This window comes from Vibrio sp. D417a (assembly GCF_030248595.1).
GTDB classification, from domain to species: domain Bacteria; phylum Pseudomonadota; class Gammaproteobacteria; order Enterobacterales; family Vibrionaceae; genus Vibrio; species Vibrio alginolyticus.
Window position 1 is genome coordinate 124,454 of the sequence record NZ_JAHGAM010000017.1, and the last position, 20,190, is coordinate 144,643.

Sequence of the window (20,190 nt, forward strand, 5' to 3'; positions counted from 1 at the left end):
TATGAGCATCCCTTTTTACATTCTATTTTGCTAAATAATCCAAGATGGATTTTTCAATTCCTTTTGCATCGAGACCAAGCTCTTCATGCAGTTCATCTTGTGTTCCCTGATGAATAAACTCATCTGGTAAACCTAGGTTCAACACAGGTTTAATGATTTTATCTTTCATCATGAACTCAACGACACCAGCACCAGCACCACCCGCGATAACATTTTCTTCTAACGTCACGAGCACGTCATGATCTGCGGCTAGTTGACGAATCAATGCCTCATCGAGCGGCTTCACAAAGCGCATATCAGCAACAGTGGCGTTAAGGTATTCTGCAGCTTCTAGTGCGTTACCCAAGAAAGTACCAAAGTTCAGAATAGCAACTTTTTCACCTTGGCGAACCATGCGCCCTTTACCGATTTCTAACGCCGTAAACTCAGTTTCGATTTCTACGCCCATGCCGCTACCACGAGGGTATCGAACCGCACTCGGGCCAGAATGCTTATGGCCAGTGTAAAGCATTTGTCGGCACTCGTTTTCGTCACTTGGCGCCATGATCACCATGTTCGGAATACAGCGCATAAAGCTCAAATCGAACGCACCTTGGTGAGTTTGACCATCTGCGCCAACGAGACCTGCGCGGTCGATCGCAAACATTACTGGTAAATCCATGATCGCGATATCGTGGATCAGCTGGTCATAACCACGTTGCAAGAAAGTCGAATAGATAGCAACGATTGGATGATCGCCCGCAATTGCCATGCCTGTTGCCAGTGTCACAGCGTGCTGCTCAGCAATCGCCACATCAAAGTATTGGTCTGGGTACTCTTTTGAGAAACGCACCATACCCGAGCCTTCGCGCATTGCTGGCGTAATTGCCATTAGCTTAGGATCTTGGGCCGCCATGTCACATAAAAAGTCACCGAAGATCTTTGAGTAAGTTGGCTTACCGCCACTGCTCTTCGGCAGACAATTATGCGTTGGATCGAATTTAGGAACACCATGGTAGCCGATAGGATCTTTCTCGGCAGGCTCATAACCTTTGCCTTTCTTGGTCATGATGTGTAGGAACTGAGGACCTTTGAGCTCACGCATATTTTTCAGCGTTTTGACGAGTTCATTGACGTCGTGTCCATCAATCGGGCCAATGTAATTAAAGCCGAACTCTTCGAACAGAGTACCAGGCACTACCATGCCTTTTAGGTGCTCTTCCGTACGGCGAACCAACTCTTTAATAGGTGGGACACCAGACAGCACTTTCTTGCCGCCTTCACGGATAGAAGTGTACAAGCTGCCAGAAAGTACTTTCGCAAGGTGGTTATTCAGGGCGCCGACGTTTTCTGAAATCGACATTTCGTTGTCGTTCAAAATCACCAACATATCAGGATGAACGTCGCCAGCGTGGTTCATGGCTTCGAATGCCATGCCTGCTGTAATTGCGCCATCACCAATCACACTGACGATTTTGCGACCTTTACCTTCTTTTTGTGCGCTGATGGCCATGCCAAGACCTGCACTAATCGATGTCGAAGAGTGGCCGACAGATAAGGTGTCATATTCACTTTCTTCACGCCAAGGGAAAGGGTGTAGACCATCCTTTTGGCGAATTGTTGGCATTTTATCGCGACGTCCGGTGAGGATTTTATGCGGGTAAGCCTGATGACCAACATCCCAGATCAATTTGTCGATAGGGGTGTTGTAAACATAATGCAGAGCGACAGTTAGCTCCACGGTGCCTAAGCCAGACGCTAAGTGTCCGCTAGATTGGCTCACTGAATTTAGCAGATACGTTCGCAGTTCATCACACAGATTTGGTAATGTTTCTTTCGGAAGAAGACGTAATTCTTCCGGTGTATTTGCTAACGCCAGTGTTGGGTACTTTGAAATATCAAGAGTCATATAAATGCGCGCTTATAGTGTTAATTTTTGCGCTCGATGACATATCGGGCGAACTCTTCGAGTAACTGAGTATTGTATGGGATAGCTTCCAATGCTTGAAGTGCTTCCTGTAACAGAGTGTGAGCTTTCTCTATGGCTCCCTCTAAACCCAGCAGGGAAGGATAAGTGCTCTTATTCAGACCTTGGTCGGAACCTTGAGGCTTACCCAGTGTTTCTGTGTCACTGATGATATCAAGAATATCGTCTTGAACCTGAAACGCCAAACCAATTGCTTTTGAGTAGCGCTCCAAGTGAGGTAGAACCTCGATACCTTTCTCACCAGCAGCTAATGCACCTAATTTTACCGCACAATCAATCAGAGCTCCGGTTTTTTTACGGTGTATCTCTTCCATTTCTTCAAGAGAAACTTGGCGATTTTCCGCGCCTAAATCTAAGGCTTGCCCTACACACATGCCGCTGGCACCAGAGGAATGCGCTAAGGCTTTGATCATATTGATGCGTTGAGCTTCTGCCGCCGGGCTTAATTGACCATCAGCAATAATAGTGAAGGCAAGGGTTTGTAGTGCATCACCTGTCAGTATTGCGGTTGCTTCATCAAACTTAATATGACAAGTTGGTTGACCTCGACGCAGTTCATCATCGTCCATGGCTGGCAGATCATCATGAATGAGTGAGTAGGCATGTATACATTCGATAGCAGCGGCGGGGGTGTCTAAGTCTTCAGGTTTACAGCCGAGCATTTGACCTGTGATGTAAACAAGAAAAGGGCGAACGCGTTTTCCACCTAGCAAAAGGCCGTATTTCATTGCTTGAATCAATGGCTGCTCTTGATATGGAAGCTGATCGAGCCACAAATTCAATTGCTGATTGTTTCTTTGTTGAAAAGACGTCAATGTCTGTTGCATCACATTGCTCACTACTGATTGTTATTCTGAATCTGGTTTGAAGTCACTCAGTGGTGCTTCATCATCTTCACTAAGAAGAATACTCACGCGCTGTTCGGCGTCGCTTAATTTAGTTTGGCCTGCACGAGCTAAGGCAATGCCTCGTTCAAACTTACGCAGGGCATCATCTAGAGCAAGATCGCCATTTTCTAATTGATCAACCAAGCTATCAAGCTCTTCAATGGTTGCTTCAAAGGTCATGTTTTCTGGTTTCTTGACCGCCATCTTTTTTCTGCCTTAATCAAGCCTCGGGTAAGATGCACGAAAGTTACCTTAGCCTAGTAACTTGGTCAAATTTAACCTTATATAATTGTCACAAAATTAGCGTTCAACGAGTCTAAGCGGTGAAACCCCATATTTTGGTTGAGGTTGTTAGGTGTAATTTGTGATCCATTAGCTAAGATTTTTCTAAAAATTCTGCGCGAGTTGTCGATACAGGTAATAATCCGCCCAATGGCAGTATTTGAGTATAGCGTGAGGAGTGCTTTGTGGATTTAGCAACCCTATTAGGTTTGATTGGTGGTTTTGCATTCGTCATTATGGCGATGGTGCTTGGTGGCAGCATCGGCATGTTTGTCGATGTCACGTCGATCCTTATTGTCGTTGGTGGCTCAATATTCGTCGTGTTGATGAAGTTCACAATGGGACAGTTTTTTGGTGCGACAAAGATTGCTGGCAAAGCCTTCATGTTTAAAGCGGATGAACCCGAAGACCTGATCGCAAAAATTGTGGAAATGGCCGACGCGGCGCGTAAAGGTGGTTTTCTTGCTCTTGAAGAGATGGAAATAAACAACACATTCATGCAGAAAGGCATTGATCTACTGGTTGATGGCCATGATGCCGACGTTGTGAGAGCGGCACTCAAAAAAGACATCGCGCTTACGGATGAACGACATACGCAAGGGACTGGCGTATTTCGCGCCTTTGGCGACGTTGCTCCTGCGATGGGAATGATTGGCACCTTGGTTGGTCTTGTTGCGATGCTTTCAAACATGGATGACCCTAAAGCGATTGGACCAGCAATGGCCGTTGCACTCTTGACCACATTGTATGGCGCGATCCTGTCCAATATGGTGTTTTTCCCTATTGCGGATAAGCTTTCTCTTCGCCGTGACCAAGAAACGCTAAATCGCCGTTTGATCATGGATGGCGTATTAGCGATTCAAGATGGCCAAAACCCACGAGTGATCGATAGTTACTTGAAGAACTACCTCAATGAAGGTAAACGTGCCCTTGAGATTGACGAGTAACTTGGAGAGTCGTGATGGATGATGAAGATAACAAATGCGATTGTCCGCCACCTGGCCTCCCGTTATGGATGGGGACATTCGCAGACTTGATGTCGCTACTGATGTGTTTCTTTGTTCTTCTGCTCTCGTTTTCTGAGATGGATGTACTGAAGTTCAAACAAATTGCAGGATCAATGAAATTTGCCTTCGGTGTGCAAAATCAGCTTGAAGTGAAAGACATTCCCAAAGGCACTAGCATTATTGCCCAAGAGTTTCGACCGGGTCGGCCGGAACCAACTCCGATTGATGTCATCATGCAGCAAACCATGGACATCACTCAGCAGACGCTCGAATTTCATGAAGGGGAGTCTGATCGAGCTGGTGGCACAAAACGTGATGAAGGCAAGTTAACGGGTGGGCAATCGCCAGAAACGTCAACTCAAAACAATGAATCTGCTGAAGCGGACATGCAGCAACAGCAATCTAAAGAGATGTCGCAAGAGATGGAAACCTTGATGGAAAGCATCAAGAAAGCCTTAGAGCGAGAGATTGAACAAGGCGCCATTGAAGTTGAAAACCTCGGTCAGCAGATTGTTATACGTATGCGTGAAAAAGGTGCATTCCCAGAAGGTTCGGCCTTCTTGCAGCCTAAGTTTCGTCCTTTAGTTCGTCAGATTGCAGAGCTAGTAAAAGACGTGCCAGGCATTGTTCGAGTATCTGGCCATACAGACAATCGACCGCTAGACTCGGAACTTTATCGTTCTAACTGGGATCTCTCTTCTCAGCGTGCAGTATCAGTCGCGCAAGAGATGGAGAAAGTGAGAGGCTTCTCTCATCAACGTTTGAGAGTGCGGGGTATGGCGGATACGGAGCCCTTGCTACCGAATGATTCTGATGAAAATCGTGCGCTTAACCGACGGGTTGAAATCAGCATTATGCAAGGCGAGCCTCTCTACAGTGAAGAAGTGCCAGTAATTCAATAACTAGGCTTTAGTTTTAAGTCAGTAAAGAGATAAGAAAGCGAGCAGATTGCTCGCTTTTTTTGTTTTTCCAATCCGCTTGGGTGTATAATCTTGCGCCTTAAAAGTGAGCTCAGACTACTTTTTGTGACTGAAACGCGGTTTTACTGCGTATGAAGTATTGAAGTTGAGTGTCACTCTTTGTTGATTGCGAAACTAACCTGCGAATTAGACTATGAAATTTATTGTAAAGCCCCATCCAGAAATTTTTGTAAAAAGTGAATCTGTGCGTAAGCGCTTCACAAAGATTTTAGAGTGCAACATTCGTAACATCATTAAGAGCCGCACGGAGTCTGTCGCGGTATTTAACCGTCGTGATCACATTGAAGTGACCTCTGAGAGTAACGAATTCCACGCTGAAGTTCTTGAGGTTTTGACTCATACACCAGGCATTCACCACGTACTGGAAGTGAAGCAAACTGAATTTAAAGACTTGCACGATATCTTCGAGCAAGTGCTAGAACTCAACCGTGCTGCACTCGAAAATAAAACCTTTGTTGTACGTGCGAAGCGTCGTGGCAAGCATGACTTTACCTCCATTGAACTAGAGCGTTATGTAGGCGGTGGTTTAAATCAAGCGATTGAAAGCGCTAGTGTTAAGCTACGAAACCCAGACGTGACGATCAAGGTGGAAGTCTCGAACGACAAGCTAAACCAAGTATTGTCTCGTCATAAAGGCCTAGGTGGTTTCCCACTGGGTACGCAAGAGGACGTGTTAAGCCTGATCTCGGGTGGTTTCGACTCTGGTGTTTCAAGCTATCTTCATATCAAGCGTGGTTCAAAAGTACATTACTGCTTCTTTAACTTAGGTGGTCCAGCACACGAAATCGGCGTTAAGCAGGTTTCTCACTACCTATGGAACAAATACGGTTCTTCAGCAAAAGTACGTTTTATCTCAGTTGATTTCGAACCTGTGGTTGCGGAAATCCTAGAGAAAGTCGATGACGGCCAAATGGGCGTGATCTTGAAGCGTATGTTTATGCGTGCAGCAGGCATGATCGCTCAGAAGATGAAGATCGAAGCATTGGTAACAGGTGAAGCGCTAGGTCAAGTATCGAGCCAAACGCTAACCAATCTACGCCATATCGACAACGTAACTGACACGCTGATTCTGCGTCCACTTATCAACTGGGATAAAGAAGACATCATCAATCTAGCACGTGAAATCGGCACAGAAGATTTCGCAAAGACAATGCCAGAATACTGTGGTGTTATCTCTAAGAAGCCAACCGTGAAAGCGGTGAAAGGCAAGCTAGAAGCTGAAGAAGAGAAATTCGACTTTAGTATCCTTGAGCAAGTGGTTCAAGAAGCTCGCATGATGGACATTCGTGATATCGCGAAAGAGTCTGAGCAAGCCGCACCAGAAGTAGAGCAAGTTCAAGCGGTAGAAGAGCACGCGGTTGTGCTAGATATTCGTAGTCCTGAAGAGGAAGACGATAACCCACTTGAAATCGAAGGTGTGGATGTGAAACATATCCCTTTCTACAAGCTGGGTACACAGTTTGGTGACTTAGACCAGTCTAAGACATACTTACTTTACTGTGACCGCGGTGTGATGAGCCGTCTGCAAGCGCTTTACTTGCAAGAGCAAGGCTTCAGCAACGTAAAAGTTTACCGTCCATAGCTGACTGATAAAATACGTTAAAAGGCGCAAATTGAGACATCAATTTGCGCCTTTTTTGTTTTTGATCGCGTTACAGACAACCATTACTTAGCATAATGTTGAGGCTTATCGCAAAGCCATACACTTTGTGTTGATATAACGATAATTAATCCGAAAGAAGAGTAATAAAGTGATATTGCTGCCAGATATGCGGATGAGATTTTTGATAGATAAAAAAACACCGCCTAATTTAGGCGGTGTAACAAATTTGACAGACAGGTCAAAAATAAATACAGGAAGTATATGTTTTGTCACAGGGAGTGTGGACAAAACATTATGGTAGAAATCTACCTAACTCGAAATACGAGTTTGCAAACACAACATCGCAACAACGAAGCCAATTGATTTCCAAAGAAATCAAGCCGTTCAGGCCCGTGTTGCGGGGTGAAATATAGAATTTATCTGGCTGTTCGACAACGGACATTTTATAATGTTTCAGATTAAAAAAACTAATCCTATTAGAGGTCCCATATGTCTCGCAGATTGCCTCCATTAAATTCGCTTCGAGTCTTCGAAGCGGCTGCTCGTCATCTCAGTTTTACACGAGCAGCAGAAGAGTTATTTGTTACTCAAGCCGCGGTCAGTCACCAGATTAAAGCGCTTGAAGAGTTCTTATCATTGAAGCTCTTCCGTCGACGTAATCGTTCTTTGTTGTTAACAGAAGAAGGCCAAAGTTACTTTCTCGATATCAAAGATATTTTCACCTCGATTGCGGAAGCGACAGATAAGGTGTTGGAACGTAGCGAAAAAGGGGCATTGACGATTAGCCTACCGCCGAGTTTTGCTATCCAATGGCTTGTACCTCGTTTGGCCGATTTTAATGCTCAAGAGCCCGATATCGATGTACGTATTAAAGCCGTAGATATGGATGAAGGCTCACTGACTGATGATGTTGATGTGGCGATCTACTATGGCCGTGGGAACTGGCCAGGTTTGCGAGCAGATAAATTGTACCAAGAGTTTTTGATCCCACTTTGTTCACCTTCATTACTTTTGGGTAACAAACCATTAGAATCTTTAAGTGACCTCAAATTACATACTTTGTTACACGATACTTCGCGTAAAGACTGGAAGCAGTTTGCTCGTCATTACAACATTGAAGGCATCAACGTAAACCACGGTCCTATTTTTAGTCACTCAACGATGGTGCTACAGGCTGCTGCGCACGGTCAGGGGGTCGCGCTCGGTAACAACGTACTCGCCAAACCTGAAATGGAAGCCGGGCGACTCATTGCACCATTCGACGAGGTGTTGATATCTAAGAATGCATTCTATGTGGTGTGTCATGAACAGCAGGCAGATATGGGCCGAATCGCAACGTTTAGAGATTGGATGTTAGCAACCGCGAGAAAAGAACAAGAGGAAGTATTGGATGAATCACTGGATAGCTGAGGGACCTGAAAACGGACCGCTGTTTATTTTTGCTCACGGCGCAGGTGCGGGGATGGAGCATGACTTCATGACAGCGGTCGCCAAAGGATTAGTGGAGCAAGGTATTCGTGTAGTGCGTTTTAATTTCCCTTACATGGTGAAACGTTCGGAAGATGGCAAAAAGCGTCCGCCCGATCGAGCGCCAAAGTTGCTCGAAGCATACAGCGAAGTGATCGCTCACTTTACTTCTTCTCCCGTGGTTATTGGTGGTAAGTCAATGGGCGGTCGTATGTCGAGCTTGTTGGCTGAAAATGAGCTGGTGGCGGGCATTGCCTGTTTAGGGTTTCCATTTCACCCGCCGGGAAAGCCAGAGAAATACAAAGGCGAGCACTTAGCAACCATTGAGAAACCTACGCTGATTCTGCAAGGGGAACGAGACACCTTTGGTAAGCGTGAGGAATTCGATGATTTCGTCCTTTCGTCACAAGTAACGGTGAGCTTTTTACCTGATGGTGACCACAGCTTCAAACCGCGCAAGATCTCAGGTCATACTGAAGTGGGTAACATTGCACTCGTGATAGAGCAGTTAGCGGCGTTTATAAAAGAGGTGTACAGTGAAAAGTAAGTGGTTACTCTCATTCTCTGGTTTTTCTGGGCTGCTTTCGGTCGCTCTTGGAGCATTTGCTGCTCATGGGCTAAAAGCGACACTGGCCCCTTATTTGCTCGGTGTATTTGAGACCGGAGTTCTGTATCAATTTATTCACACGTTGGCGATTGTGTTTTGTGCCATTCTGCTTCTGCTCAATTTGGGACAAAAAGCACAAAAATATTTTTTCATTGCGGCGATTTGCTTTATTATCGGCATCTTTTGTTTTAGCGGCAGTCTTTACGCGCTGGCGCTGACGGGCATTAAGTGGTTTGGGCCAATTACTCCTGTGGGAGGATTACTGTTCATGATTGGTTGGTGTCTGTTCTTTTTTGCTGCGTTCAATATCAAAGAGGTCTCCAAGTGAAACAACTAATGCTCTATTGCCGTTCTGGCTTTGAGAAAGAGTGTGCTGGTGAAATTCAGGACAAAGCGACACAGTTGGAAGTGTATGGCTTCCCTCGTGTGAAGAGAAACTCAGGTTATGTTGTCTTCGAGTGTTACCAAGATGGAGATGCCGACAAACTTGCGAGAGGTTTAGACTTTAAGTCTTTAATTTTTGCTCGACAAATGTTTGCGGTAGCAGCTGAGTTTCAATCGTTGCCAAGTGATGACCGCATTAGTCCAATTTTGAATGAACTAGCAGACATTGAAGCATTCCCTCGTTGTGGTGATTTGAGAATTGAAACGCCAGATACAAATGAAGCGAAAGAGCTACTGAAATTCTGCCGTAAGTTTACCGTCCCAATGCGTCAAGCGTTGCGCGGCAAAGGCTTAATGCTGAACAAAGATAACGCGAAAAAACCAGTACTGCACATTTGCTTTGTTGAGCCTGGCCACTGTTACGTTGGTTACTCTTACACTGACAACAACTCACAGTTCTTCATGGGTATCCCTCGCCTTAAATTCCCAGCAGACGCTCCAAGTCGTTCAACACTTAAACTGGAAGAAGCATTTCATGTCTTTATTCCACGTGAAGAGTGGGATGAGCGTTTAGCACCAGGTATGTGGGGTGTGGATTTAGGTGCATGTCCAGGCGGTTGGACGTACCAATTAGTGAAGCGCTCAATGTTCGTTCACTGCGTTGATAACGGCATGATGGCAGACAGTTTGATGGAAACTGGCCAGATCAAACACCATATGGTGGATGGCTTTAAGTTCGAACCAGACCGCAAGAACGTAACATGGATTGTTTGTGACATGGTGGAAAAGCCAGCTCGTGTTGCTCACCTGATGGGACAGTGGCTGTTAAAAGGTTGGGCAAAAGAGGCTATCTTTAACCTTAAGCTGCCAATGAAAGGGCGTTATGACGAAGTGCTGCAAGACCTTGAAAATCTGAAGCAGTTCCTCATTGATAATAAGGTAAAGTTCAAGCTACAAGCTAAACATTTGTATCATGATCGTGAAGAGATCACGATTCATATCCAATGTCTGTCGAATATTTCACCTTACTAACTTTATTCCCCGAGTCTTTTGGGAATAGTGATTAGAATAGAAAAAGCGCCTTCAAATGGCGCTTTTTTAATATCTGCCGGATTTCATGGTGTGAAACTACCATCGGACACTACTCCGCTTTGTTTGGCCCTAAAAAGCGAATATCTTGCAAGTTAAAGCCTAGTTCTATATCGCACTTTAAAGCGGCGACGCGTTTACATAAACGAGCAGACTCAATGTGCTCATCCAATTTTTTACGGTATTTCGGTACGAGATCTTCACTAGCGTAGGCAGCTTCAATACTCTCAAACTGAGTGAGAATCTCTTTCGCTGCTTTCGGGCCAATTCCAGGTACGCCCGGAACCTGGCTAGAGCTTATCCCTGTCAATCCCCAGTAATCCGCTAGTTGACTTGGTTTTACGCCGAACTCTTTTTCGATAAATGGTTCATCTAACCAACGATGTTGGAAATAATCACGGATTTGTAGGGTAGGGGAAAGTAGCTGGCAGTAACCTTTGTCAGTCGAAACGATGGTGACTTTTTCACCATGGCTGGCCACTTTCGTTGCGAGTGTAGCAACCAAATCATCTGCTTCATCGCCTTCAGACAGCAATGAATCAATACCTTGCTCCCACCACGCTTGTTGAATCGCATCTAACCCTTGCAGTAGTGGCAGAGGCATTGGTTTTCGGTTTTGCTTATAGTCAGGGAGAATTTCAGCGCGCCAACCTCTGTCTTGTTCGTGGTGATCAAAAACTGCGATGATGTGTGTCGGGTTGGCCTCTGACAGAATGCGAGTGAGGGTTCTTTGCGTTGTGGTTATGGTTCTTGCTATGTCGGTTGGATCTGGTTGTGCTGAGTGCACTCGGCGGATCAGGTTTAGGGCATCAATGATAACAAGATGAATAGACATAATGACTTAGCAATAAAAAAGGGGCGTAATGCCCCTAGTGTAACGAATGCTAGCCTGACTATCGACCACCAATTTCCGGGTGAGCGATTCGATAACACGGTTCGTAGTCTGAACCGCCAGGTAATTTCATTCGGTGCTGTTCGACAAAGTCTTTTAGCAACTTATCGAGTTTTTTCATGAGGACTGCGTCGCCATGAATGGTGAAAGGCCCTCTACGTTCTATTTCTCGAATGCCTTCAGCCTTTACGTTACCTGCCACTATGCCAGAGAAGGCTTGACGCAAGTTGGCCGCTAAAACTTGCGGTTCTTGATCTAGGCTTAAATCCAATTGTTCCATCGACTCATGAGTAGGCTCGAATGGCAGTTGGAAGTTTGGCTCAATTTTCAATGACCAGTTAAAGCTGTACGCATCGCCTTTCTCTTTTCGGTGAAGGCGTACCGAGTCCATGGAGCGTTTCATAATACGAGCGACTTCTGCCGGGTCGTCAATGATGATCTCGTAGTGCTTTTGCCCTTCCTCACCAAGTGTGTCGCGAATGAACTCATCAATAGAGCGGAAGTACTCTTCACTCTCTTTTGGTCCTGTTAATACGATAGGCATTGGTTGATCGGCGTTATCCGGGTGCATCATGATGCCAAGAATGTACAGTAGCTCTTCCGCTGTGCCCGGGCCTCCTGGGAAAATAACGATACCATGAGCCATACGGACGAAAGCTTCCAAGCGCTTTTCGATGTCGGGCATGATGACCAGTTCATTTACTATTGGGTTTGGTGGCTCGGCAGCAATAATCGAGGGTTCGGTTAAACCAAGATAACGTTGCTGAGTATAACGTTGCTTTGCGTGCCCAATTGCTGCACCTTTCATCGGCCCTTCCATTGCACCAGGGCCGCAACCTGTACAGATGTTAAGTTCACGCAGACCCAGTTCGTTACCCACTTCACGTGTGTACTGATACTCCACTCCATTGATAGAGTGACCACCCCAACATACGACAAGATTCGGTGCGATACCTGGAGTTAATGCTCTGGCATTACGAAGAATGCCGAACACGAGGTTCGTAATGTGAATTGGGTTAGTAAGGTTGAGCCGCTGGGCGTCTGCCAAATGCATGTTTACGTAAACGATATCACGCAATACGGAGAACAGATGTTCTTGGATACCTTTAATTATTTCGCCGTCAACAAAAGCGTGCTCTGGCGGATTAGTCAGCTCAAGCTTAATACCACGCTCACGACGCACGACGTTGACATCAAACGATTGGTATTTATCGAGCAGTTCTTTCGAGTTATCGGTATGGCTACCGGAGTTCAACACCGCTAATGTGCAATTACGGTACAGCTGATAAAGTTCACTAGAGGCTGTGTTCTTTAAGCGCTCTACTTCTAGTTGAGATAGCAAGTCCATGCTACCAGCGGGGCTTATATGGGTAATCATAACGCCTCCTTGTGTTGCATTAATTTGAGGGAAAGTACCAACTTACCTTTTTGGTGTTATACGTATGGTTTGATGAAAGGTAGTTGGCCGATTTGGTTTTATGGTTATCAACTCCCAAGCAACCTCAAGATGATACATTTGCCTTTTATAAATACATCATCTTGAAGTGACTTGGGTTTTTACAGCTTAGCAGACTAAAAGGGAAGAAATGTGATAACTCGTTGAAAATGGGTGGTTATAAAGCGTAGATTGCACCAAATTTGGTTTGTTTGCTCGCTTTTTGTACGAATTCTAGCTCCAGTTAAGCTGGTTTGTTCCACGTTTTTTAGCGTCCGCAAGCATCTTGCCAAGACGATCGAGCACATACTCTGGCGTATCGGACTCTTTGAAAGACGTCGATACAGCAGCTAAGGTAATCATGATATTTTGCTCACGGAACTTAAAGGGTAATTGGCTAATATCACGCTGGATATGCTTAATCAGATCCAGTGTGTATTCTTCAGATTGTTCCGGGACGAGTAGAATGAACTCCTCGCCACCAAAGCGAGCCACTGTTTCCGTTTCTGATACGCGCTTGTTAATAGTACGAGCGATAATCTTCAGCGCTTTATCGCCAGCCGTATAACCATAGCTATCATTCACCGCTTTGAAATTGTCTACATCAAACAGCACAACACGAAGGTTTTGCTGAGAGCGAATCCAACGGCGATACTCTAGCTCTAGTCGATCGTTAAATGCAGTGCGGTTATAAACTTTAGTCAGCGGGTCGAGCAACATACGCTGAGCTTGGTCATCTAAGCGTCGACGATAATCTTGCGTAGTTTCAAATACCGCTTCGAGTTGGTTCTTACTGTAACTTAACCGTTCTTGCAGCGCTTGCTCTCGCTCTTCCGTCATTTTCAGTCGCTCTGTCAGCGACGCCATTTTTTCGAGAAGAGGCGTGATTTCTTTTTTCACAACCGCGATATCTTGAGCTTGATTAAGTGACTTTTGGCTTAATTCAACCAAGCTGTTCATTTCTGTGTTGAGCTCTTGGCGGTGTTCAAAGTAGGTATGATGCTGGTCGACGTTCTGATGAACGGTTTTTAGGTTACTTGCGAGAGAAGTGTTCAGCTGATCAAGGAATTGGCTAGACGCCTCGCGCTCGAACTTTGTTGCTTCGACAACCAATTTCAGCGTTGAGAGCGTAAGCTCAATGAGAGACTCGGCACTCACGCCAAGGAGCAACTTAGCGCGAATATCCAGCAATCTATCGCCTGATTCTCCCTCGAAATCCAGCTCTGTAATAGTATGTTGGAGGTCGCTGGCTAAGCACTCAAGCTGAGATCTGTCGGGATTGTTTTCAAATTCACTAAGATGTAGACGTGAATTAGACGTGATGATTTTCAGAGCGCGTTCGTAAATACTCAGTAGCTTAGTGGCTTGATCAGCTTTATTGCTGGCGTGAACTTCAGAGAAACTCATCAGGTTCCGTAGTTCACGTTTTAACTGCGCAGGTAAGCCCGTGACACGTTGCAGTGTTTCACCACTGTGCTTGATTTGTTCGTCAAGGTAACCGTTCTGTTTATCCATCGTCTTCGACTGCTGTTTGAGCATCCTCTCTAATACCGCTAAACGCGGGATAAGAGTGCTGATATCTTTTTGATGTTGCAGCTCTTGTTGGATTTCAAATAGGTAGTTGGATACCTGAGTATTCGAACCCTGGCAAGCTGAAGACAATGATGCCACAACGCGTTTAAGAACTTGTTGTTCACGTTTGAATTTGAGTGAAGTATCACGATGAGTCAGTCTGAGTTGGTCAAGTTGACAACTCAGCTGATGCAGCTGCGACTGAATATCGGATTCCAAGATTCCCATGAAGTGACTACGGTTAAGTCCATGTACTACTGACAATTATCTGATAATAACAAAAAACTTTATAGCGTCATTAGTTATTACGTTCAACAGGCGTTTAATTATCCATTTTTTAATATTTTCTTGATGTCGTCCTCATTCTTGTAGGACGAATGGATCTTGATCAGGCCTTGGCTAATGGCATGTTGACAGGCAGTTCTTATGTTACCTGTTGCAAAGCTAGCAGCAGGCGCATTATCGATGGCTTTTAAGAACACCCAGTGGCTTTGCTTATCCTTCAAGCTGACTTCTCGTGCTATGTGAGTCGCAAGCAACAACAGATCGAGTAATTCCTCATCGTTAATTGCAGTGTAGGCTCGGGGTAAGAACGGATAATCACTGATGCCCATACGAATAATACGATTGACGTTGTGCTGCTGTGCGAACTCATCCACCCAAGTCTGGAATTTTTCGAACATGACTTCGGCAGAAGCATCACGGTCAGCGTTCGGTTCTATGTAGAGTAAGTTCGCATCTGAGAAATGGTAAAGACGCGACGGTTTTTCTATTTTTTCCGCAAGGAAGTCGCCAAATGCACGTTCTAGTTCTAGACCTGCCTTATAGCCGTTATGGACGTACATGCTTCGTAAGAATGGCAAATCGATCATAACAAAGCGTAGGCGATCATTAAGTGGTTCGTGGATCAATTCACCCATTTGCCATTGCTCGAAAGTTTCGCTCGACTTTTTCAATGAGCGAGACAGCTTAACGTTCAGCATACGCAAGTTACGTAAACGAGAGCGAGAGTGGGTGAAGAGGTCGTTACGCAGTTTTTCGATTTCACTTGCTTGGCGCTGCATAATGACACCGCGGCGCATAATGAACAAAAACATGACCAATACAGTAATAAACAATGCAAATGAGATTTTCTGGAATTTACGATGCTCTCTTTCCACTTGCTCTAAGCGTTCTGATTGACCGATGTAATGGATGGTTTGTTCGGCAAATTCTTTTTGCTGACGGAACGCATCTTCACTGATTTGGTTAAGCTGCTTTTGTTCTAGACGAACGAGGTTGGTGTATTTTTTATAAGCTTGCAGAGAAAGTTTGTATTCGCCTGCCTGCTCGTAACCCAACCCAAGTAAACGGTATGACTGCTGCTTAATGAAGTTGTTATTTTCAGGTGACTTTTCAGCAAGCGCTAACGCCAGCTTTGCATTAGTAATGACGTCTTTACTGTCATTTTGATGATAAGCCAGACCTGACTGAAGCAGGGCAGCCTTTGCTTCAAGCTTAGGAATATTGGTGTATTCTAAAAGCTCTTTAGAGCGGTCTAAGTACTGCTCTGCTAGCGCGTAGTTATAGAGTTGTAGGTAGGTAGCCGCCAAGCTTAAGCGAATCTTAATGATTCTATTGATGTTCTTACTGGTACTTTCATGGTCAAGCACGTTGAAGTAATGCACTAACGCAAGGTTAAACTTACCCTGATAAAAGTAGATGTCGCCCATTTGCTCTAGGACGTCCGCTAGGATCGGAGAGCTAGGGTAGGAGTCATAAAAATCTGCGGCTTGAGATAAGTATTCGATCGCTTTGTCGTACACTCGTCGCTCCTGGAAGAGCCTAGCCAAAAGGCGATTCACTTTTGCTAATCTTGCACCACTGTTACTTTCAATAGATTGCCAATAACCGTATAGCAGTTCTGACAAAGCCAAATTGTACTTCTTGCTATTGAGGTAAAACTCGCCGACGGCAGTGTAGTAGTCGATCAAGGCTAACTCAGAGCGGCTATCGTCAAGCATGGTCTTTGCTTCAGAGTACAAGTTTTCCGCTTTAATGATATCGCCACTATGTGAAGCGAGGAGTGCTCTTTGCATCACTAGTCGGTAGCGAACGCTGTCGGTGCGTTGTAATACGGCATCGGCTTCATCGAGCTGTTGTTCAATTTGGTTAAGCGTGTCTTCCGCTTTTGAGTAGTTTTCGTCGTACATCCAAATCATTTGGTTGCGCATCAGCTGTAGATCTAAGTCCATGTACGGCAATTGATATTCTTGCGCTAAGCGTTCCGCTTTATTTAGGTGCTCGATAGCCGAACGAACATTACCCATGGCGTAATCTGCCTGAGCGATAATCTTGTGCGCTTCGATGGTGCTGCTTGGTGTGCGAACGCTACGATCTGTTTCGTCGCGAGACATGGCTGAAGGGCTGTCACTTTCTTTGCGTTCTGTTAGCTCACGCTGTGACAAATAGTTGGTTGCCGCTTGTTTTGCTTGTGATGGCTCTATTTCCGCCAATTGTTGTGCTTCGTTGAGTAACGCGGACGATAAAATGGTTGCATGAAGTGGCTGTACAAACAGCAAGCAAAGAAAGCCAATCAACTTGAATAGACGCGAACTGTCCCAAAACATCCTTTCGTTCCCTCGAACTGTTTTTAGATATGGCGATAACGGCGAAAAGCCTCAATTAGCCGTTTAAATGCGGGTTGAAGCCATTTGATATAGTAACATGCTTGGACAATAAAAACGTCCGGCAACCCTTTAGATTGCCGAACTTATTTCTGTTGCCTATGCGCTTACTGACGAGCCATACGGTGATTGTGAGCTGGCTTATCTTGTTCCGTTGAGCGGTAAGGGTTGATATCCAAGCCTCCACGGCGCGTATAGCGGGCAAATACGGTCAGTTTGCTTGGTTGGCAGTATTTCATTAGATCCGTAAAAATACGCTCTACACACTGTTCGTGGAACTCATTGTGCTCGCGGAAAGACACTAAGTAACGTAACAGCTTCTCACGATCTATTTTTGCGCCTTGGTAGCGAATTTCTACACTGCCCCAGTCGGGTTGGTTAGTGATCAAACAGTTTGATTTCAATAGGTGGCTATGTAGCACCTCTTCAACTTGTACTTCACCTGCTGCACCTTCAAGCAAATCGGCATCGAAATCGTAACTGGTGATGTTAATGTCTTGGTCATCAATACATTCACCGTCCATTGTTACGATAGGTTGATTGGTATAGTGGGTCACTGGATTCACCTCAACCAGCACCTTTTCACCTGCGCATTCAGAAAGGTCTTGTGTTAAACGCTCAGTCACTTCTTCCCAGCTTGCAAAGCGGGTTTGGTTGTAGCTGTTTAAGTACAGTTTGAAAGACTTCGATTCAATCAAGTTTGCGCTGGTGGCTGGAATGTATACTTCGCCAACGGCCACTTGTGGTAAACCTTTACTATTTAACCAAGACAGTTCATACAGCGTCCAAATATCGTGCCCCATGAAAGGCAGAGTATCGCCTAACTGAAGGTCATCTCGGTTCAGGCTGCGAGGGACTGGTTGCAGCAAGCTTGGGTCATACTGGTTCGCATACTCGGTCGTTTTACCTAGTGTTAGGCCAGCAAGCTCTTTAGCGTCAGAATATTTGCTCATACTTTGTGGTCGTTTTCGATTAGAATGGCGAGAATTTTACTGAATCCGCTGGTCAATTGCCATCCGGCAAGTACGGCTATCTGATAAATAAGGAATGAGGAGACCTTCATGACCCAAAACGTTACTCAGGCGCTACAAGAGTTCAGCCTGCGCTACCAACAAGCTTGGCAAGCTAAGCACAATGAGTTGCCAAGCAGTGAAGAGCTTGCAGATCTTGTTTCTCCTTGTGTCGAAGAGAAGCGTGATGGAGAGGTGCTTTGGAAAGCGGTCGCACGTGATGAAATGGCCGATTTCACCAATGTGGAAAATGCGATTGAGTTGTCACTACAAGATGATGTTAAAGCCTTTTATGGTTCTCAATACTGCGCCGATATGGAGGCAACTTGGCAAGGTAATTCGTTGACGCTGCTGCAAGTGTGGAGCGATGACGATTTCGTGCGTCTACAAGAAAATATTCTTGGTCATTTGGTGACTCAGCGCCGCTTGAAACTTAAACCAACAGTATTTATCGCAGCGACAGATGAGGAAATGGATGTGATTTCTATTTGTAACCTCACTGGCAATGTGATTCTAGAGCGTTTGGGCACCTCTAAACGTGATGTATTGGCAGATTCATTGGTTGAGTTCTTGAATAAGTTAGAGGCTGCCGTCTAAGTATGTATGTTGTTGAGTTGCAGTTTGAGTGTTTTGATAACACCACCGTCAGCGCGGTAGACAAAGCCATTAATGGCTTGATGGATGCTCTGCGTTACAACGGCCAAGTATTAGGTCGTGAATTCCCGATAGTGATGGGAGAAGGTGAATTTTTCGTTCGTGTTGTTTGCCCAGAACAAGACAGCTTGCATCCACGTTATTACTCAGATTTCGTCAAAGTGTGCATGAACCGTTTGTCGGATGCGTCTTTGCTTGCTCCGAAAATGCGTATGCTGGGGCGTGATTTGAATTCAGAACAAGCAGCCGAAGAAGAGACACCTAGCTGGCAAGTGTTGTACACGACTTATGTTCATACGTGTTCGCCTTTGCGAAGTGGTGAAACCCTGTTGCCAATTCCTTTGTATCGTAATGAGCCAACACTTAATGGAGACCATAAAGCCGTCATTAAGTGGCAGACTGAGTGGCAAGCTTGTGATGAAATCCAAATGGCAGGGGGTTGCCGAGCGGAACATGCGGCGCTGCACGAAATTTGCGATGTGGATAGTGTGCTGTTTCGCCGAGGTTGGGACTTACGTGGCCGTATCGAATACATCACGAAGATCCCTACGTACTATTACCAGTATCGTGTCGGTGGTCAGTCGCTGGAGAGCGAGAAAGCGCGCAAGTGTCCAAAATGCGATGGCGAGTGGCTACTCGATGAGCCACTACATGACATATTTCATTTTAAGTGTGATGACTGCCGAATCGTGTCGAATATCTCTTGGGACCATCTTAAGTAGCGAATTGAAGCTACTTAAATGGGTAGATAGACAAATAGAAAGGGCTGATGTTTTCACATCAGCCCTTTTGTGTTTAGAACGTTTATGTTTAGAACGTTGTTTTCAGTCATGTTTTGAAAGGTGGGATTACCAACCTTTCACAACACCGCCTTTGAACAGCTCTTTTGCCGCTTCGTAAACTTCTTCCGTTTGGTAAGCTTTTACGAAGTTTTGTACGTTTTGCGCATTAACATTTTCTTCGCGAGCGACAATTAGGTTTACGTATGGTGAGTCTTTATCTTCAACGAACACGCCGTCACGCTCTGGCGATAGGTCGATAGAGCTTGCGTAAGTGGTGTTGATGATTGATAGCGTTACGTCATCCAGTGAACGTGGAAGCTGTGGGGCTTCTAGTTCAATGATTTCGATATTTTTAGGGTTGCCTACGATGTCACGTACTGTAGCGAGTAGACCAACGCCATCACGTAGCGTAATCAAACCTTGTTGCTCAAGAAGCAGTAGTGAGCGACCTAGGTTCGTTGGGTCGTTTGGTACTGCGATGCGTGCGCCATCTTGAATTTCATCAATTGATTTTACTTGCTTTGAGTAACCAGCAATAGGGTAAACGAATGAGTTACCCGCGATAGCCAGTTTGTAGCCGCGGTCTTTCACTTGTTGGTCTAGGTATGGTTTGTGCTGGAACGCATTCGCGTCTACTGAACCATCATCCAGAGCGGCGTTTGGTGTTACGTAATCGGTAAATGTTACTAGCTCAACGTCTAGGTTGTATTTCTCTTTTGCTACTTTAGCGGCAACTTCGGCTACTTGTGCTTCAGCACCAGCAATAACGCCAACTTTTACTTTGTTTACGTCTACTTCTTTGTCGCCGCAACCCGCTAGAGCAAGAGCAGAGGCGGCCGTTGCTACAGTCAAAAGACCTTTAAGGCTAAATTTCATCTTTATCTCCTTATAATTTGTATTTTTGATG

Annotated in this window: 18 protein-coding genes; 9 read left to right on the forward strand and 9 right to left on the reverse strand. The window is 45.2% G+C overall.

Going from position 1 to position 20,190, the window contains the following annotated elements:
• Window positions 1-22 precede the first annotated feature (22 nt).
• Genes dxs through xseB form a run of 3 tightly spaced genes read right to left on the reverse strand, consistent with a single transcriptional unit; the run spans window position 23 to window position 3,057 of the window.
• Complete coding sequence (gene dxs / locus KI742_RS16920) at window positions 23-1,888, reverse strand: 1-deoxy-D-xylulose-5-phosphate synthase (RefSeq protein WP_005383623.1); 1,866 nt, start codon at window positions 1,886-1,888, stop codon at window positions 23-25.
• A 20-nt stretch (window positions 1,889-1,908) separates the two neighbouring features.
• The gene (ispA, locus tag KI742_RS16925; protein ID WP_005383621.1) at window positions 1,909-2,793 is read right to left on the reverse strand and encodes a (2E,6E)-farnesyl diphosphate synthase; all 885 of its coding nucleotides are present in this window, start codon (window positions 2,791-2,793) and stop codon (window positions 1,909-1,911) included.
• Window positions 2,794-2,814: 21 nt separating this feature from the next.
• The gene (xseB, locus tag KI742_RS16930) at window positions 2,815-3,057 is read right to left on the reverse strand and encodes an exodeoxyribonuclease VII small subunit (RefSeq protein ID WP_005381566.1); all 243 of its coding nucleotides are present in this window, start codon (window positions 3,055-3,057) and stop codon (window positions 2,815-2,817) included.
• A 263-nt stretch (window positions 3,058-3,320) separates the two neighbouring features.
• Here xseB and pomA point away from each other — a divergent pair, with 263 nt between their 5' ends.
• The 7 genes from pomA (at window position 3,321) to rlmM (ending at window position 10,215) form a co-directional block, all read left to right on the forward strand.
• Window positions 3,321-4,082, forward strand: coding sequence for a flagellar motor protein PomA (gene pomA / locus KI742_RS16935; protein ID WP_005381564.1), 762 nt, complete (start codon window positions 3,321-3,323; stop codon window positions 4,080-4,082).
• Between the two features lie 14 nt (window positions 4,083-4,096).
• Entirely contained in the window at window positions 4,097-5,044 is a 948-nt protein-coding gene (locus KI742_RS16940; protein ID WP_042521210.1) for a flagellar motor protein MotB, read from the forward strand.
• Window positions 5,045-5,255: 211 nt separating this feature from the next.
• Window positions 5,256-6,704 carry a tRNA uracil 4-sulfurtransferase ThiI gene (thiI, locus tag KI742_RS16945; RefSeq protein ID WP_005383617.1) on the forward strand — a complete coding sequence of 483 codons (1,449 nt, stop codon included), beginning with the start codon at window positions 5,256-5,258 and terminating at the stop codon, window positions 6,702-6,704.
• Between the two features lie 510 nt (window positions 6,705-7,214).
• Window positions 7,215-8,135, forward strand: coding sequence for a transcriptional regulator GcvA (locus KI742_RS16950; protein ID WP_005383616.1), 921 nt, complete (start codon window positions 7,215-7,217; stop codon window positions 8,133-8,135).
• The gene (locus KI742_RS16955; RefSeq protein ID WP_154204797.1) at window positions 8,116-8,739 is read left to right on the forward strand and encodes an alpha/beta fold hydrolase; all 624 of its coding nucleotides are present in this window, start codon (window positions 8,116-8,118) and stop codon (window positions 8,737-8,739) included. Before KI742_RS16950 ends, KI742_RS16955 begins: the two co-directional genes overlap by 20 nt.
• Window positions 8,729-9,127 (forward strand): DUF423 domain-containing protein, encoded by a 399-nt coding sequence (locus KI742_RS16960; protein ID WP_154204796.1) that lies wholly within the window; start codon window positions 8,729-8,731, stop codon window positions 9,125-9,127. The genes KI742_RS16955 and KI742_RS16960 overlap by 11 nt, the downstream gene beginning before the upstream one ends.
• The gene (rlmM, locus tag KI742_RS16965) at window positions 9,124-10,215 is read left to right on the forward strand and encodes a 23S rRNA (cytidine(2498)-2'-O)-methyltransferase RlmM (RefSeq protein ID WP_017820611.1); all 1,092 of its coding nucleotides are present in this window, start codon (window positions 9,124-9,126) and stop codon (window positions 10,213-10,215) included. Before KI742_RS16960 ends, rlmM begins: the two co-directional genes overlap by 4 nt.
• Window positions 10,216-10,324: 109 nt before the next feature.
• Here rlmM and xni read toward each other — a convergent pair whose 3' ends face one another.
• The 5 genes from xni to queF form a co-directional block, all read right to left on the reverse strand.
• Window positions 10,325-11,107, reverse strand: a complete 783-nt coding sequence (gene xni / locus KI742_RS16970) for a flap endonuclease Xni (protein WP_005381982.1) — start codon at window positions 11,105-11,107, stop codon at window positions 10,325-10,327.
• 58 nt (window positions 11,108-11,165) lie between these two features.
• Entirely contained in the window at window positions 11,166-12,542 is a 1,377-nt protein-coding gene (gene ppnN / locus KI742_RS16975) for a nucleotide 5'-monophosphate nucleosidase PpnN (RefSeq protein WP_005383611.1), read from the reverse strand.
• A gap of 291 nt (window positions 12,543-12,833) precedes the next feature.
• Entirely contained in the window at window positions 12,834-14,399 is a 1,566-nt protein-coding gene (locus KI742_RS16980) for a diguanylate cyclase (RefSeq protein ID WP_005381978.1), read from the reverse strand.
• 98 nt (window positions 14,400-14,497) lie between these two features.
• Complete coding sequence (locus KI742_RS16985) at window positions 14,498-16,780, reverse strand: hypothetical protein (RefSeq protein WP_017635678.1); 2,283 nt, start codon at window positions 16,778-16,780, stop codon at window positions 14,498-14,500.
• A gap of 164 nt (window positions 16,781-16,944) precedes the next feature.
• Window positions 16,945-17,790 (reverse strand): NADPH-dependent 7-cyano-7-deazaguanine reductase QueF, encoded by an 846-nt coding sequence (gene queF / locus KI742_RS16990; RefSeq protein WP_005383608.1) that lies wholly within the window; start codon window positions 17,788-17,790, stop codon window positions 16,945-16,947.
• Window positions 17,791-17,898: 108 nt separating this feature from the next.
• On the opposite strand from queF, the gene syd reads away from it, so the two are divergent.
• Both syd and KI742_RS17000 read left to right on the forward strand, forming a co-directional pair.
• Window positions 17,899-18,444, forward strand: a complete 546-nt coding sequence (gene syd / locus KI742_RS16995) for a SecY-interacting protein (protein ID WP_213874897.1) — start codon at window positions 17,899-17,901, stop codon at window positions 18,442-18,444.
• A gap of 2 nt (window positions 18,445-18,446) precedes the next feature.
• Window positions 18,447-19,223: a Zn-ribbon-containing protein gene (locus KI742_RS17000; RefSeq protein WP_285385678.1), complete on the forward strand. Its 777-nt coding sequence runs from the start codon at window positions 18,447-18,449 to the stop codon at window positions 19,221-19,223.
• 126 nt (window positions 19,224-19,349) lie between these two features.
• Here the strand turns inward: KI742_RS17000 and KI742_RS17005 are convergent, their stop codons facing one another.
• A complete protein-coding gene (locus tag KI742_RS17005) occupies window positions 19,350-20,159 on the reverse strand; it encodes a MetQ/NlpA family lipoprotein (RefSeq protein WP_005381966.1) in 810 nt (269 codons plus the stop codon).
• Between the last annotated feature and the right edge of the window lie 31 nt (window positions 20,160-20,190).